This window comes from Lutibaculum baratangense AMV1 (genome assembly GCF_000496075.1).
GTDB lineage: Bacteria > Pseudomonadota > Alphaproteobacteria > Rhizobiales > Tepidamorphaceae > Lutibaculum > Lutibaculum baratangense.
Map to the genome: position 1 here is coordinate 56888 of NZ_AWXZ01000013.1, position 15808 is coordinate 72695.

General features: G+C 68.7%; 17 protein-coding genes. 4 read left to right on the forward strand and 13 right to left on the reverse strand.

Annotated elements, in window-relative coordinates:
• Positions 1-50 precede the first annotated feature (50 nt).
• Together N177_RS02610 and N177_RS02615 are read left to right on the forward strand one after the other, a co-directional pair.
• Positions 51-1391, forward strand: a complete 1341-nt coding sequence (locus N177_RS02610) for an alpha/beta hydrolase (RefSeq protein ID WP_023430672.1) — start codon at positions 51-53, stop codon at positions 1389-1391.
• 137 nt (positions 1392-1528) lie between these two features.
• Complete coding sequence (locus N177_RS02615) at positions 1529-2824, forward strand: GGDEF domain-containing protein (protein ID WP_023430673.1); 1296 nt, start codon at positions 1529-1531, stop codon at positions 2822-2824.
• A 42-nt stretch (positions 2825-2866) separates the two neighbouring features.
• Here the strand turns inward: N177_RS02615 and N177_RS02620 are convergent, their stop codons facing one another.
• The 10 genes from N177_RS02620 to N177_RS02665 form a co-directional block, all read right to left on the reverse strand.
• Complete coding sequence (locus N177_RS02620; protein WP_152527821.1) at positions 2867-3049, reverse strand: hypothetical protein; 183 nt, start codon at positions 3047-3049, stop codon at positions 2867-2869.
• A 70-nt stretch (positions 3050-3119) separates the two neighbouring features.
• Positions 3120-4400, reverse strand: a complete 1281-nt coding sequence (locus N177_RS02625) for a molybdopterin molybdotransferase MoeA (RefSeq protein ID WP_023430675.1) — start codon at positions 4398-4400, stop codon at positions 3120-3122.
• Entirely contained in the window at positions 4397-4927 is a 531-nt protein-coding gene (gene mobB, locus N177_RS02630; RefSeq protein WP_023430676.1) for a molybdopterin-guanine dinucleotide biosynthesis protein B, read from the reverse strand. Before mobB ends, N177_RS02625 begins: the two co-directional genes overlap by 4 nt.
• Positions 4924-5577 (reverse strand): molybdenum cofactor guanylyltransferase MobA, encoded by a 654-nt coding sequence (gene mobA / locus N177_RS02635; RefSeq protein ID WP_023430677.1) that lies wholly within the window; start codon positions 5575-5577, stop codon positions 4924-4926. Before mobA ends, mobB begins: the two co-directional genes overlap by 4 nt.
• A gap of 110 nt (positions 5578-5687) precedes the next feature.
• Positions 5688-6071, reverse strand: a complete 384-nt coding sequence (locus tag N177_RS02640) for a type II toxin-antitoxin system VapC family toxin (protein WP_023430678.1) — start codon at positions 6069-6071, stop codon at positions 5688-5690.
• Positions 6068-6325 carry a type II toxin-antitoxin system Phd/YefM family antitoxin gene (locus N177_RS02645; RefSeq protein WP_023430679.1) on the reverse strand — a complete coding sequence of 86 codons (258 nt, stop codon included), beginning with the start codon at positions 6323-6325 and terminating at the stop codon, positions 6068-6070. Before N177_RS02645 ends, N177_RS02640 begins: the two co-directional genes overlap by 4 nt.
• A 67-nt stretch (positions 6326-6392) precedes the next feature.
• A complete protein-coding gene (locus tag N177_RS02650) occupies positions 6393-7106 on the reverse strand; it encodes a glutathione S-transferase (RefSeq protein WP_023430680.1) in 714 nt (237 codons plus the stop codon).
• Positions 7107-7167: 61 nt separating this feature from the next.
• Positions 7168-8049, reverse strand: a complete 882-nt coding sequence (gene fdhD / locus N177_RS02655; RefSeq protein WP_023430681.1) for a formate dehydrogenase accessory sulfurtransferase FdhD — start codon at positions 8047-8049, stop codon at positions 7168-7170.
• Between the two features lie 64 nt (positions 8050-8113).
• Positions 8114-9958, reverse strand: a complete 1845-nt coding sequence (locus tag N177_RS20410) for a sensor histidine kinase (protein WP_023430682.1) — start codon at positions 9956-9958, stop codon at positions 8114-8116.
• Positions 9959-10091: 133 nt separating this feature from the next.
• Positions 10092-10613: a hypothetical protein gene (locus tag N177_RS02665; RefSeq protein WP_023430683.1), complete on the reverse strand. Its 522-nt coding sequence runs from the start codon at positions 10611-10613 to the stop codon at positions 10092-10094.
• A gap of 145 nt (positions 10614-10758) precedes the next feature.
• On the opposite strand from N177_RS02665, the gene apbC reads away from it, so the two are divergent.
• Complete coding sequence (apbC, locus tag N177_RS02670) at positions 10759-12003, forward strand: iron-sulfur cluster carrier protein ApbC (protein WP_040485028.1); 1245 nt, start codon at positions 10759-10761, stop codon at positions 12001-12003.
• 12 nt (positions 12004-12015) lie between these two features.
• Here the strand turns inward: apbC and N177_RS02675 are convergent, their stop codons facing one another.
• Positions 12016-12933, reverse strand: a complete 918-nt coding sequence (locus tag N177_RS02675; RefSeq protein WP_023430685.1) for a DMT family transporter — start codon at positions 12931-12933, stop codon at positions 12016-12018.
• A gap of 134 nt (positions 12934-13067) precedes the next feature.
• On the opposite strand from N177_RS02675, the gene N177_RS22215 reads away from it, so the two are divergent.
• A complete protein-coding gene (locus tag N177_RS22215; RefSeq protein ID WP_023430686.1) occupies positions 13068-13196 on the forward strand; it encodes a hypothetical protein in 129 nt (42 codons plus the stop codon).
• Between the two features lie 9 nt (positions 13197-13205).
• Here N177_RS22215 and N177_RS02680 read toward each other — a convergent pair whose 3' ends face one another.
• Positions 13206-14249, reverse strand: coding sequence for a YcjF family protein (locus N177_RS02680; RefSeq protein ID WP_023430687.1), 1044 nt, complete (start codon positions 14247-14249; stop codon positions 13206-13208).
• Entirely contained in the window at positions 14246-15742 is a 1497-nt protein-coding gene (locus N177_RS02685; RefSeq protein ID WP_023430688.1) for a YcjX family GTP-binding protein, read from the reverse strand. The genes N177_RS02680 and N177_RS02685 overlap by 4 nt, the downstream gene beginning before the upstream one ends.
• Between the last annotated feature and the right edge of the window lie 66 nt (positions 15743-15808).

The window sequence follows — 15808 nt, forward strand, 5'->3', positions numbered from 1 at the left end:
CGCATCGGTTGTCGGTTCCGAGATGCGGCCGCGGCGGCTATGGTGGCTTCATGTCAGCCTTGTGTTCCGACTTCCGTTGCCGCCTCGGCACCGAGCGTCTCCGTCATCCGGTCGTGATTCTCATGCTGGTCTTCCTGGCCGGTTGCGCAGGGCGAGCCCAGGGCGTGCTCGTGCCCTATGCGGGGGAGGTCACCGGAACCTCGCGGGTGGAGATGCTGGTGGCGACCACCCGGAGCGCGACACCCGATGAGCCCGGCCGGATGTTCTCCGGTGCTCGCGGCGAGGGGCTCACCTATGCCGACATCGCGATCTCCATTCCGCCCGACGAGGTGCGCCAGATCGGCGACGTGCAGTGGCCGAGGTCGCTCCCGGGAGATCCTTCGCGCGATTTCGTGACGTTGAAGGCGGACCGCGTGGCGGAAGAAACCGCGTTCAGGCGGCTCGACGAGATGACGGCCCGGCAGGGGCGGCACGTGCTCGTCTTCATCCACGGCTACAACAACAGCTTCGAGGACGCCGTCTACCGCCTTGCGCAGATCGTCCACGATTCCCGCGCGCCGATCGTCCCCGTCCTGTTCACGTGGCCGTCCGGCGGTGGCCTGTTTGGCTACGGCTACGACCGGGAGAGCGCGAACTACTCGCGTGACGCGCTGGAGCGGCTCCTCGCGAAGCTCGCCGCCGATCGCTCCGTCGGCGAGATCACGGTTCTCGCGCACTCGATGGGCAACTGGGTGACGCTCGAGGCGCTGAGGCAGATGGCGATCCGCGATGGGCGGGTCGCGCGCAAGATCGGCGACGTGATCCTCGCGGCGCCCGACGTCGACGTGGACGTCTTCCGGACGCAGATCGCCGCGATCGAGGGCGAGGGGCCCCGCTTCACCCTCTTCGTCTCGCGCAACGACCGGGCGCTCGCGGTCTCTCGCCGCGTCTGGGGAAGCTCCGCCCGTCTCGGGGCCATCGACCCTGAGCTCGAGCCCTATCGCAGCGAGCTCGAGCGCGATCAGATCACCGTCGTCGACCTCACCGGAGTGAGGTCGAGCGACCCCCTCAACCATGGGACCTTCGCACAGGCACCGGAAGCGGTTCATCTGCTCGGCCGGCAGCTCGCCAGCGGACAGGACCTGTCGACATTCGAGGTCGGCGTGGGCGATCGCATCGCCGACCTTGCCACCTCCACCGGCGCGACGGTCGGCGGCGCTGCCGGGCTCATCGTGTCGGCGCCGATCGCCATCGTGGACCAGCGCTCACGTCGGAGTTACGACGACCGCCTGGAGCATTTCGGGAATTCGCTCGGCGAGACGGTCGAGAACACGGGCGAGCTCCTGGTCCAGCCGCTGCAGGCCGGCCAGCCCTCCCGGCGCCGCCCCGCGAGGGCTGGTGGACTCTGGTAGGTTAGCCACCCCCCGAAAGGCGAGAAGTGTTGCAGCAGAACCCTTGATCGCGGGGGGCATTTGCCAACTCTTGCGCGGCTGCCGGCCGAATCTGCACGCTAACGTACGCTCTGGTGGCTCTGCCCGGAGTGCCTCTGTTGCCCGTCACCGTCTTCAACAGCCTGCTCCTCGTCGTGGAGGCTGTCGCATATTTCGCCGTCATGACGACGCTCTTCCGGCTGCGCGGCCGGTTCGGCCTCGGCATCTTTCTGTGCGTGCTCGGCGTCATGCACTTCGTCGAGACCTATCTCGCCGCCGTCTTCTACATCGCGCTGCCCTTCGGCATCATCTCGCCCGGCTCGACGGTCTTGTTCTCGGGCAAGCTCTGCATGCTCTTGCTCCTCTACATCAAGGAGGACGCGGACACGGTCCGCCAGCCGATTTACGGGCTCCTGATGGGCAACTTCCTCATGGTCGGGCTCGTCCTGATCATGCGGAACCACATCGTCGTCTCGCCTGTCCCGGGGCGGGTCGCGGATCTCGGTTTCATCGACGAGATGGGTTGGCTGATGATCTGGGGCACGACGCTCCTCTTCATCGATGCGATCATGGTCATCCTGATGTGGGAGCGTGTCTCGCGGTCGATCGAGGGCCACTTCTTCATCCGCCTGATCACCTGCACCGCCGCCGTGCTGACCTTCGACCAGATCGGGTTCTATCTCGCGCTCAGGGTGCTCACGGACGCCCCGGTGGAGGTTCTGATCGGCGGCTGGGTCGCGAAGATGGGCGCCGCGATCGTGTTCAGCCTGCTGACGGGCATCTACCTTGCCGTCTTCGAGAAGGAGCCGGCCTCGCGGCCGCAGCGGAAGCTGTGGGATCTCTTCGACGTCCTCACCTATCGGCAGCGCTACGAGAAGCTCTTGGCGAGCGCAGGGCGAGACGGCCTCACGGGACTGCTCGACCGGGGGCGCTTCGAGCACGAGGCGCCGAGGCTCGTCGGCCACGCGGCCGAGCGGCGCCGACCGGTCAGCCTGATCATGATCGACGTCGACCATTTCAAGTCGATCAATGACAGGTACGGTCATGCCGCCGGTGACGAGGCGCTGAGGGGTCTCGCGCAGGGGCTCGCGGGGGCTGTCAGGGAGCAGGATCTTCTGTTCCGCTATGGCGGCGAAGAGTTCGTGCTGCTGTGCGATGGTCTCGACCATGACGGCGCGCTGCACCTGGCCGAGCGGCTCAGGCGCGAAGCCGCCGCACTCGAGGCCGGAAGAGCGGGCGGCCTCACGCTCAGCCTCGGCGTGGCGACGGCGCCTGAAGACGGGGGAGATCTCCGGGCTCTCCTTTCCCACGCAGATCGGAGACTTTACGCGGCCAAGCGCGGGGGGCGCGACCGAGCGGTCGGCCGAACCGGGGCGGCATCACCTGCCCCCTCCGAGCAGCCCGCGCCGGCCTGACGTCCGTGTCACCGCGGACCGGATGCCCGCGAGGTGTTCGGCTCAGCCGCCGCCGACGCCCTCGATCACCTTGCCGGTGCCGTCGCAGTTGACGCACTCCACGCCGTCGATCGCGCCGGCACCCTCGCAGATGGGGCAGATGTTCTCACCGGTCCCCGGCGTGCCGGGCTCGGCATCCCCGCCGGGGGAGTGTCCGCCAACCGCTCGATCTCTGTCCGGGGCCATCATCTTCGCTCCATCTCGGTCCTCGGAGGAGCAACGTGCGCCGGGCGGCGTGGTTGCCTGGGAGCCGAACTTATCCGCCGAGCTCGCCCCAGCTCAGGAAGGCGACTTCGTCTCCCTCCTTCACCTCGGTGGTCGCCTCGGGAATCTCGATCAGCCCGTCGGCCTCGCGCAGGCCGGTGATGAGGCCCGAACCGTCACGGTCGAACTTGTCGACGCCCGTCACGGTGCCATTCTCCGTCAGCAGGATTCCGCGCAGGAACTCGCGGCGGTCGGGCTTCGACCTGATGTCGAACTCGGCCTTCAGCATGACGCGCCGCGGCTCCGCCCAGTCGGCCCCGGCGAGGCGCAGGAGGGCGGGGCGGACGTAGAGGCGGAAGCACACGAAGGCTGCCACCGGATTGCCGGGAAGCCCGAGAAAGACGCAGTCGCCGAGCTGGCCGAAGGTCATCGGGCGCCCGGGCTTGATCGCGAGCTGCCACATGTGCCGCGACCCGATCTCGTCGAGCGTCGAAACGATGTGATCTTCCTCGCCGCGGCTCGCTCCGCCCGTGGTCAGGATCGCGTGGTGCGTCTCGGCTGCAGCACGCAACGTCTCCTGCACCTCGTCGCGCCGGTCCGGCAGGATCCCGAGATCCGTCACCTCGACCGGCAGCCCCGCGAGCAGACCCTGCAGGAGCGGCCGGTTCGCGTCGTAGACCGCGCCGTCGCGAAAGGTCGAGCCCGGTTCCAGGACCTCGTCGCCCGTCGAGACGATCGCGACCTTCAGCGGCTCGTAGCAGGTGATCGCCGCCGTGCCGACGCTCGCGGCGGCCGCGACGTCCTGCGAGCGCAGGATCTGGCCCGCGTCGAACAGGGCGGTTCCCTGGGCGAGATCCTCGCCGGCCCTGCGTCGGTTTGCCCCCTGCTTGAGGCCCGGAGGGATGATCACGAAATCCTGGCCGTCCTGCTCGTGGGGCTCGCAGTCTTCCTGCATCGCGACCGTGTCGGCGCGCGGCGGCATGACCGCTCCCGTGAAGATCCGCGCTGCGGCTCCGATCGGCAGCTTCTCGCTGGTGGGATGACCGGCGGGAACGCGCCCCGCGACGGGGAAGAAGCCGCCGGTCGCCTCGTAGTCCGCGAGCGCGAAGGCGTAGCCGTCGACGGCCGCGTTGTCGGCGGCGGGCACCGGGCGGGGCGCCAGCACGGCATCGGCGGCGACCCGGCCCGTCGCCTCGGCAAGCGGCACGGGCTCGAGATCCGCCACCGGCGACAGGCGCTCGCGCAGGATGTCGAGCGCCTCCTCGTGCGTCAGGCGCTCCTTGTCGGTGAGGAAGCAGTCGTCGATCAGCCGCCGCGGCGCTTTCCTGCTCATGCGTCGATCTCCGCTCTCTCGCTGCGCGGCAGGGCGAGCCTGGCGACGACGAAATCCGCAATGGCCGGAATGTCGTCGAGCCCGAAATGAGGAAGGCCGGCCGTGTCGGTCTCGTGGTCGCTCGCCACAGCCACGATGTGCGGGTCGGATGGCGCCAGCGGCTCGCCCTTGCGGCCGCCGCTCCGCCGGCACTCGATCTTCGGGTGGCTTTCGCGCTTGTAGCCTTCGACGATGACGACGTCGCACGGGCCGAGCTTCGCCAGCACCTCCTCCATCGTCGGCTCCGGCGCACCCCTGAGCTCGCCGATCAAGGCCCAGCGGCCGGAGGAGACGATGGCGACCTCGCTGGCGCCGGCGGCGCGGTGGCGCCAGGAGTCGGTGCCCTCGCGGTCGATGTCGAAGGCGTGATGGGCGTGCTTGAGGGATGCGACGCGGTAGCCCCGCCGGGTGAGCTCGCCGATCAGCCGCTCCGTCAGCGTCGTCTTGCCCGAGTTCTTCCAGCCGGTGACGCCGAAGACCTTGCTCATGCCGCCTCCGAGATCAGCTTCTCGGCGATCGCCATGTCCTCCGGCGTGTTCGCGTTGAAGAACGGGTCGAGCTCGAACTCGCCCACCTTCCGGACGGGGAAGTCGACGACGGCATTGTCGTGTCGGTGCACCCAGACGAGCACCTTGCGCAGGCCTTCCTCGCGGACGGCCGCCTCGAGGTCGTCGGCGAGCGCCACGGGCCAGAGCCCGAAGACCGGATGAACGCGCTCGCCCGAATGCCCGAGGACGATCCGCCGGCGGCCCTCCGTCGCCTCGATCATGCGGCTCACGAGGTTCTGCGGGAAGAACGGTGTGTCGGTCGCGGCCGTCGCGACGAAGGTCGCCTCCGGTGTGTTCTCGGCGGCCCAGCGCAGGCCGGCGAGCACGCCGGCGAGCGGCCCGGCATGGCCCTCGACGAGATCCGCCTGCACCGGCAGGCCGAACCCGGCGAATCTCGAGGCATCGCCGTTCGCATTCAGCACGATCGCGCCGACCTGCGGCTTCAACCGGTCGATCACGTGTTGCAGCATCGCCTTGCCGGCGAGGGTTCTCAGGCTCTTGTCGCCGCCGCCCATCCGGCGCGACAGCCCGCCCGCCAGGATGCAGCCGGTGACCGCTGCCCGCTCGTTCGAGGTTTCGGCCCGTTCCATTGCGTCCCTTGTTCCGTAGAGGTGTGATCGAGCCCGGGCGGCCGTCCTGTGGCTCGCGACAACCTAGCGTCTGCAGGGCGTCGAGGCGAGTGGCGCGCGTGAGCGAAGGGTCAGAGGGCGCTTTGCACGTCGGTCTGCGCGAAGTCGTTGCCGACATAGAGGAGGGGACACCGTCTTTCCATCGCCTCCTGATAGGCGAAGCAGTCGCCGAAGTTGAGGCGGGCGGGATGCATGCCCTTGCCCCATCTCACGTAGGCACTCGCGGCGGCCTTCGCCGTGGCGGCCGTGACTGGAACGATGTCCAATCCGAGGCTCCCGAGCATGAGCTCCATCTCGCCGCGGACGCCGCGCCTCGTCGCAACGATGAGCGCCTCGGTCATGGTGCCGGTCGGCATGATCAGGTCGGGCGTCTGCTCCAGCGCCCGATCACAGGCCTCGGCTCGGGGTTCCCGAAGAAGGATCGCCATCAGAGCGGACGTGTCGACGACTATCATCCGGGCAGGCCATCATCGTCGTAGAGAAAGTCCTGGCTGCGCGCCGCATCCGGCCCGGGCGTGACCTTTCCTGCGGCCGAGGCGCGGACGGCGTCGAGCACGGCCCGCTTCGCCGCCCGGTCGGGCTTCGCATTCTCGGGCACGAGGCGGACAGCCGGCTTCCCGTCCCTCGTCAGAACGACTTCCTCGCCCGCTTCCGCACGCCGGATGAGCTCGGCGAGGGTGGCCTCCGCCTCGCTGATGGAAACCCGCATGGCACAGCTCCTGCTGCAGCGTAACGGCCTGTCTCATGCCGTTGACGCAATGTAAGGCTGGCGACGCTCACCCATCAAGCTCGGGATAATGCCGGAATATGCCGCTCTCGTTGAACGGCTCCCGTCGCTCGCTCGCGAGATAGTCCGCGACACTCGGGATGTCCGCCACCGAGCGGTGCAGCGCGTCGACGAGCGGCGCCCGGTCGAGCGCTCGACGCATCGCGATCGGAAAGGCGTAGAGGAGGCCATCCACGACCTGGAACAGCGACAGGTCCGCATAGGTCAGGGCGTCGCCGACAAGATGGTCGGTGTTCTCGTTGCGCGCCAGGAGCTTCTCGAACCAGGAGAGGTATTTCGGGATGCGCGTCTCGCGGAAGTCCTTCGCTCGCCGCAGCGCCTCGTCCTTCTGGTCCTCGTAGTAGAGGTCGGACCCCACGGGATGGTGCGCGTCGTGTGCCTCCGCCACGAGATCGGCGACCGTCAGCTGGATCTGATGTGTCCAAAGGCGCCCGGCCTCGTCGGTCGGGGCGAGGCCAAGCCTGCCGCCGAGATAGAAGAGGATCGCGGCGGTCTGGCCGATCATCACCTCGCCGTCGCGCAGGAAGGGCGGGGCGAAGGAGGGGCGCGCGGCGTCGGCTCCGTCCATCAGCGCCGTCAGCCGCTCCATCCCGCCGACGTCGCGGGCGACGTCGACATAGGCGGCACCCGCCGCCTCGAGAGCGAGGCGCACGAATTCGCCGCGACCCTGCAGGCCGGGCCAGTAGTAGAGCTCGTAGGTCATTCCGGTGGTCTCCCTTCGTTGCCTCTGCAACGTCGCCGGCGAGGGGAGAGGTCCGGCACGCCTACTCCCCGGCCTCCGCCAGGCTGCCCTTGCGACGGTGCTTCGGGGCTTCCTCCTCGACACTGTCCGGATCGAGGTCGAACTCGATGCGATCGGTTCCCGACAGGGCGAGGAAGCGCTTGCCGCGCGCCCGACCGACGAGGGTCAGTCCCGCCTGCCGAGCGAGCTCGACGCCCCATGCGGTGAAGCCGGAGCGCGAGACGAGCACCGGGATCTTCATCATGACGGTCTTGATGACCATCTCCGACGTCAGGCGGCCGGTCGTGTAGAAGATCTTGTCGTCGGGCGAGACGCCGTTCAGGAACATCCATCCGGCGATCTTGTCGACCGCATTGTGCCGGCCGACATCCTCCATGTAGACGAGCGGCCGGTCCTCCTGGCAGAGCACGCAGCCGTGGATCGCCCCGGCGGTCAGGTAGAGCGACGGCGCGGTGTTGATCTTCTTCGTCAGCTCGTGGAGCCACGACGTCTTCAGCTTCGCGTCGGGCGCGAGCGTGATCTCGCCGAAGCTCTCCATCACGTCGCCGAACACCGTGCCCTGCGCGCAACCCGACGTGCGCACCCGCTTCTTCATCTTCTCCTCGTAGTCCGTCGCCCGCTCGGTGCGCACGACGACGACGCCGAGATCCTCGTCGTGGTCGATGCCGGTGATCGTGTCGTCGGCCCTGAGCATGTTCTGGTTGAGGAGATAGCCGACGGCCAGAAGGTCTGGCCGGTCGCCGATCGTCATCATGGTGACGACCTCCTGGCTGTTCAGGAACAGCGTCAGGGCGCGCTCCGCCACCACGCGCGTCTCCACGCGGGCGCCGGTCTGGTCGATGCCGTCGACGAGCTGGGAAAGCCGCTCGTCGTCCGGATCGGGCTTGATGATGAACTCGCTCATGAGAGGGGAATTTAGGGGAGAAGAGGCGCCCGCGGTAGGCCGAAGCAACCGATCGCTTGCGATCTCAGTCGTCTTCCTCCTCGGAAGACGGCAGGAAGATCTCGAACCGCGTGCCGCGTGGCGTGGGAGGAACCGTCACCCGCCCACGAATCTGCCGGCTGAGCGCGGAGACGATCCGCATGCCGAAGCCGGTCGACTTGGAGAGCTCGAATCCTGGCGGCAGCCCCACTCCGTCGTCCTCCACCACGACGCACAGGCCGTCCTCGCTCTCCTCGACGGCGAGACGGATCGTGCCCTCCACGCCGTCCGGGAAGGCGTATTTCATCGAGTTCGTCAGGAGCTCCGACACGATAAGCGCCAGCGGCACCGCCTTGTCGATCGACAGGACCGTGCCGGTGGCGTCGACGTCGAGCGCGAGATGGACACGGCTCTCCGTGTCGAGCAGCCCTTCGACGTCGTTCGCCACCTCGATCAGGAACGGACCGAGCTCGACGGAATCGTGCCTGCTCGAGGTGTAGAGCCGCTGATGCACCTGCGCGACGACGGCGATGCGGCCACGGGCCTCCATCAGGCTCTGCTTCAGGTCCTCGTCCTTCGTCCGGCCGGCCTGCAGCGTGAGCAGGCTCATCACGACCGCGAGAGAGTTCTTCACGCGGTGGTTGACCTCGTAGAGCAGCGCCTCGCGCGCCTCGAACGCTTCCTTCAGCTCCTGCTCCGCGCGCTTCGTCTCCTCGATATCGGTGCACGTTCCGAACCAGCGCACGATCTCACCCGTCGCCTCGTCCCGCACCGGCCGCGCCCGGCCCAGCACCCAGCGATAGGCGCCGTCTTGGCGCCGCAGCCGGTACTCGATCTCGTAGTCCTCGCCGGTCTCGAGGCTGCGACGCCAGATCTCCCATGCGCGGTCCCGGTCGTCGGGATGGAACATGTCGTTCCAGCCGACGCCGTCGGTGGAGCCGGGCTGAACGCCGGTGTACTCGTACCACCGCCGGTTGAAGTAGTCGTGGAATCCATCCGGCTGCGTCGACCACAGCATCTGCGGCATCGAATCGGCGATCGCCCGGAAGCGCGCCTCGTTCATCCGCAGCGCGGCTTCGGCCTCCTTGCGGTCGGTGATGTCGACGCAGGCGCCGGTCATATAGGAGGCGGCACCCCGCGCATCCGCCTGTGTGCGGCCCTGGCCGAGCAGCCACCGCTCGGAGCCATCCGCGCTGACGATGCGGAACTCCATGTCGAAGTTCGCTCCCTCCGTTGCGCACCGCCTGCACTGCTCGCGAACGACGTCGCGATCAGCCTCGTGAACATGGGCCAGGAACTCCTCCAGGGATGTGACCAGCGGCTGCTCCGGTCGTCCGAACAGCTTCGCCAGGGTCCGGTCCCAGTCGACCTCGTGCGTCTCGATGCTCCAGCGGAAGGTACCGGTTCGGGAGGCTAGCAAAGCGGCCTGCTGGCGCTCGCTCTGTTCGCGGATCGCTGCTTCGGTGGCCTTGCGTGGCGTGATGTCGAAAGCGGTGCCTAGCATCCGGATCGGTCTCTTCCGACCGTCTTCCACGGCGAAGTAGGTGCGGCCCTGGGCGGAAATCCACCGGATTTGCGAATCGGGATGAATGACGCGGTACTCCGCGCGATAGGCCCCGTCGCCCTCGGGATCGATCGAGTCCCTAACGATCTGGTCGGTCGTCTCCCTGTCATCGGGGTGCAGCGCCTCGAGGAATCGGGGGTAGGAGACCTCCTGTTCGACCGGGACCCCGAACAAGGCCTTGCAGCGGTCGGACCATTCCAGCGCGCCGGTCCGCAAGTCGTAGTCGAACGTGCCCATCCCCGACGCGTCGATGACGAGTTTCGTGCGTTCGGCGTCCCAGTCGTGCGGGACATCCGCATCGATGAGGGAGTCACGTTCAAAGGGCATCAGCTCGGGTCCCCGCCATACGTCACCAGCGGGGTCTTCATGGGCGGTCGTGTCAAGCCGCTTGTTCCGGACCCGGCACTATCACCGCCATTGCCTGTCGGCCCGTGCGCCGCGAGCAACAGCAGGTGGACCACTAGCGCGGGGCCGGTGCCGTCAGCGATCGGCCGATCGGTCCGATGAGACTGTCGATCGGCTCGCGCATCGAGGTGGGATACTCGATCCGGAAACCGGAGATCGCGTCTCGCGACGGGCTGAACTCCACCCGCTCGTAGAAGATCATCTCTTCCCCTCGAGGGGAGTCCTTGAGGTAGCCGGACAGCACGATCCAGCGATCCGCCACGCGCCGATACGTCACCTCGCTGATATCCTCCAGCGAGGAGAGCTCCCGCGCGATGGTGTCGGAATCGTGACCGAGCGCGTTGTGGCCGCCGAAGACGATCAGCCGTGCCCGCCCGTCTCGGGTGAAGAGCGTGATCCCATCACCGTTCTGGGATGGCTCGGCCTGCGCGAAGATGTCCGCGGGATAGCGCAACGAGTAGCCGAAGCGCTCGTTGTCGTAGCGCGCCCATTGCGCGGCGAGGACCGGCGTCAGGGAGGCGAGGAACGCCGCCAGCAGGCAGGTCGAGAGGATGCGGAAGCAGGTGCGCCGGGTCATGGAGATCAAACGGGCGGGCCACGAGCGGGTTCCTGCCGGTCGGCCGCTTCGTCCCACGATTTGACGCAGCCGCCCCGGCGGTGGGATAGACGCTATCGAGAAACATTCCAATTGGCGCCTGCGGGCGCCACAGAGCGGTGTTGAAATGGCAGTCACCAAGGAAGCGGTGCTCGACGCCCTGCGGCGGGTGAAGGGTCCGGACCTGTCCGGCGATCTCGTGTCGCTCGGCCTCGTCTCGGAAGTCGTCGTGCTCGAGGACAAGGTCTACTTCTCGATCTCCGTCGACCCCAGTCGGGCGGAGGAGCTCGAGCCCATGCGGCTCGCGGCCGAGAAGGTCGTCAGCGACCTCGACGGCGTGTCGAAGGCGACGGTCACTCTCACGGCCGAGCGGCCGGCGGGGCAGGCGCCGGCCCAGCCGCGGCAGGCCCCGCAGCAGGCGGGCCGCACGGGCCGTCTCGGCTCGACTCTCTCGCGCAACCCCGCGGCCGGACAGGGCACACCACCCCCGCCTCAGGCGCGGGGGCACCAGCACGGCGGCCCGCAGCAGGACGGCGGCCAGCAGGCTGGTGGCCAGAAGCCGGGCGTCCCCGGCATCAGGCACATCATCGCCGTCGCCTCTGGCAAGGGTGGCGTCGGCAAGTCGACGACCGCCGTCAACCTGGCACTCGGCCTTCAGGCGCAGGGTCTGAAGGTCGGTATCCTCGACGCCGACATCTACGGCCCGTCGCAGCCGCGGCTTCTCGGTGTCAGCGGCCGGCCGGAGCCCGTGGAGGGTCGCATCCTGCGGCCACTGATGGGTTACGGCGTGCCGGTCATGTCGATGGGCTTCCTCGTCGAGGAGGACACGCCCATGATCTGGCGCGGGCCGATGGTCATGTCGGCGCTGACTCAGATGCTGCGTGAGGTCATGTGGGGCGAGCTCGACGTCCTCGTCGTCGACATGCCGCCCGGCACCGGCGACGCGCAGTTGACGATGGCGCAGCAGGTGCCGCTGTCCGGCGCCGTGATCGTCTCCACGCCGCAGGACCTCGCGCTGATCGACGCGCGCAAGGGCATCAACATGTTCCGCAAGGTCGACGTGCCGATCCTCGGCGTGATCGAGAACATGAGCTACTTCCTGTGCCCCTCCTGCGGAACGCGCTCCGACATCTTCGGCTATGGCGGCGCGCATCAGGAGGCGGACCGGCTCGGCGTCGAGTTCCTCGGCGAGGTGCCGCTCCACATGGACATAAGGGAGCTGTCGGACGCGGGGCGGCCGGTCGTCGTGTCGGACCCGGACGGCCCGCATGCGACGATCTTCAAGGACATTGCGAGCCGCGTCTGGTCGGAGCTGCAGAAGACGGGCGAGGGCGCCCGCCGCGCACCTCCGCGCATCGTGATGGAGAGCTGAGCGGGCGGGGCGTCAGCCCCGCCGCTTCGCGCGTCCCTCGCGGTGGAAGACGTAGATGCCGGACGCGACGACGAGGAAGATCCCGACCATCGCCACCGCGTTCGGGATCTCGCCCCAGAAAATGTAGCTGTAGGTAAGTGCGAACAGAATGATCGCATAGCGGAAGGGCGCGACGGTCGACAGCTCGCCCGAGCGCATCGCCGCGACGATCGAGACGTAACCGCCGATCAGGAACAGGGCCGCGCCGCCGAGGAGGAGGGCGTCGCCTGGCGACACCGGCCGCCACGTCTCGAAGAGCGACATGACGCCGCCCGACACCATCACGGCGAACGAGCCCACGACCGAGATCGTGAGCGTGTGCACCGTCTTCGGGATGTAGCGGGTCGACAGGTCGCGCACGATGATGAGGCCGAGCGAGGCGACGGCGAGCAGCGAATAGACGTTGAAGCCCTCGCCGCCCGGCTGGATGATCATCAGCACGCCGCCGAAGCCCACCAGGACCGCTGCCCAGCGCCGCCAGCGCACCGTCTCCTTCAGGAACACCGCCGAGACGATCGTCAGGAAGATTGGCAGGGACTGGAGGATCGCGGTGGCCGTCGCGAGCGACATCTGGAAAAGCGCCGTCAGGAAGACGAGCGTGCCGAGGGCGTCGCTCACGGCGCGCCAGGCGAACGGCTTCCGCCCGACCTCCGGGACGGCCCGCAGCGCCCCTTGGCGCCACGCGAGGAGGGCGAGCAGGCCCGTCGCGACCAGCCCGCGCAGGAAGACGATCTGCCCCGTCGGCAGGTCCTCGCTCGCGAGCTTGATCAGCATGTCGTTCGTGTTGAAGCAGAACATCGAGGCGATCATCGCAGCGATGCCATGCATGTTGGCGGCGGAGCGCTCCTCATCCGTGCCGATCGAAGGGGCCGTCATCGGCTCGTGGGGCATCTTGGGCAACTCTCGGGAAGGGGCCGGCGAAGGGCGGACGCGGCAGGCGGGCTTGCTCCGGGACGGCAGCTGCTATCACGCGGCGACCGGTCGCGCCAGCGGGCCGAACGCGGCTCCGGTCTGCGCCATGCGCGGTGCAGCGCACGGGCTCGGCGGCCGGCATCGCCGGCGAGAGCGGCTTCGACCTCTCGCGCATGACCGGCGACCGGCTCTTCGAGACGCTGCACGCCCTCGTTCTGCAGGAGGAGGGCGCCACGGCCTGAGCACCACGCTCAGCCGTCCGGCCGCTCCTTGCCCGTTCGTCTGCCGCTCCCGCCGATCACGTTCAGGATGTCGCCCATGCGCGGCGGCTCCGCCGCGATCCACGGCAGGGGCCGGGCCACGTCGAGCGCCGCGAGGCCGATCCGCGCGGTCATGAGGCCGTTGATCACGCCCTCGCCGAGCCGCGCCGACAGCCGGGCCGCGACGCCATGGCCGATGATCTGATGCACGAGGCCGTCCGTCACCGCGACGCCGCCCGTGACGGCGAGATGCGCGACCGTCAGCCGAAGCAGCCTCACCAGGGCGAGCCCGGTGGGGCGACCGCCATAGAGCGCGCCGATGCCGCGGACGAGCCTCAGCGCCTCGTAGAGCACGAAGAGGAGATCGACCACCGCCCTCGGGCTCGCCGCCGTCACGATCGACACCCGCCGTGCGGAACCGATGATGAGCGTGCGCGCCTGCATGTCGAGCGGCGCCATCACGTCGCGCTCGGCGAGGCGGATGAGGTCGCGCCCGTCGATGATCTCCTTCGCGTGCTCGGAGAGCTCGTGGCGCGCCCGGGCGAGCTCCGGACGGCCGGCATAGAGCGACACGAGCTGTCCCAGCACCTTTCGCGCGGCCTCCCGGTCGTCCCGTGCCGCCGCGGCCTCCGCCTCCTCCCGGATCTCCGTGATCCGCGCCAGCCGCATGAGCGCGAAGAGTTCGCGCGACACGAGGCCCACGAAGCCCACACCGGCCAGCCCGGCCGCCGCGAGCGCGAGATAGGCCAGGGCGTCGTTGCGGGCAAAGAGCCCGAGCACGAAGTCGGTTATCCAGATCCCGATGCCGAGCGTCACCAGCGCGCCGAGGCCGCTGATCAGCAGCGTGCCGAAGCGGAAGGGCTTCCGCTTCAGCGTCGGAGCGGATACGAGCGCCGTTTCCTCGGCCTCCTCGCGCTCGGGCCGGATGACCGTGCGCCCGTCGTCGCGGGTGTCCTCGGGCGCATCAGGCTTCTCGACCAGCACCTTCGGGTCGCCGAGGCGGAAGGCGGTGGGGCGGCGGCGCTCCTCGCTCATTCGAGATGGTCTCCGATCAGGAAGTCGAGGGCACGGTCGAGCCTGATATGGGGCAGCGACAGCTTGATGCCTTCCGCGGTGCGCTCGCGGCGGGGCGGCCGGAACCGGATGAAGCGATAGGCCTCGGCTTCCGCCGAGGAGACCGGCCCCGGCACGTCGAACATCGCACCCTCCGCCCGCGCGAAGACCGCCTCGGGATCTTCGGGCAGATCACCTGGGAAGATGGCGATCTCGCTCTCGCCGTCGAACGTCTCGTGGCCCACGCGCTGGCCCTTCTCCGGCACGCCGACGATGCAGTCGAGGAGTTCCCCCTGGTGCCTCACCTGCGCCTCCCTGGTCGAGCGCACCGAGGCGAGCGCGAGCACGTCGACCTCGGCACCGGCGAACTCGGCGCGCTCGATCGCGCCGCTCGTCAGCCTGCGCAGGATCGCCTCGAGCCGGTCGTGGCTCCTGTGGTGCAGGTGGTCGGCCTTCGTCGCGGCGAAGAGGATCCGGTCGACCCGGCGCGACAGGACGCGGCCGAGCCAGCTCGCCCGGCCCGGCCGGAAGGTCGCGAGGATGTCGGCCAGCGCCGTCTCGAGGTCCCGGAGGGCCGAGGGACCGGCATTCAGCGCCTGCAGCGCGTCGACGAGCACGATCTGACGGTCGAGCCTCGCGAAGTGGTCGCGGAAGAACGGCTTCACGACGATCGACTTGTAGGCCTCGAAGCGCCTCTCCATCATGGCGTGGAGCGTTCCGCGCTTCGCGCGCGCACTATCGGGAAGGTCCAGCGGGGCGAAGGTGAGGGCGGGGGACCCCTCGAGGTCCCCCGGCATCAGGAAGCGCCCCGGCGGAAGGGCGGAGAGCGAGAAGCGCTCGTCACGGCACGCCCGCAGATACTGCGTGAACAGGCGGGCCGATTCCACCGCCTGCAGCTCGGCATCCTCGGCCTCCGGGTCGAGGGTCGCGAGGTGGGCGTGCCATTCCGCCGCGAGCCCCGCCCGCGGCTCCGCCCGGCTCAGGGCCAGCGCCTGCTTCGACCATTCGGCATAGGAGAGGTTCAGGAGCGGCAGGTCGAGCAGCCACTCGCCGGGATAGTCGACGATGTCGAGATGCAGTCTGCCGGGCCGGAAATTGCGGTTGAAGAAGGACGCGCTCTCGTAGTCGATCGTGACGCGGAGCTCGCTCACCTGCCGTGTCGAGGCCGGCCAGTGCCGATCGTCGCCCCCGACGAGAGCCTTCACGTGGCTCTCGTAGTCGAAGCGCGGCACCGCGTCGTCCGGCTGGGGCCTCAGGCGGGCATCGGCGATGCGGCCCTCGGCCATCGCATCGAAGACCGGCAGCCGCCCGCCATTGACGAGGTTGTGGACGAGCGCGGTGATGAAGACCGTCTTCCCTGCGCGCGACAGGCCGGTGACGCCGAGCCTGAGATTTGGCTCCACCAGACCGCTCGCGAAGTCGAAGAGATTGCCGACGACGAGGCGCGCCTCGTCGGTGATGCTCGTCTGCGCCAACCCGTTACTCCTGCACGTCACCGATGTAGGTGGCGTGGCCGCATTTCCCAAGCCGCAGCGGCTCGT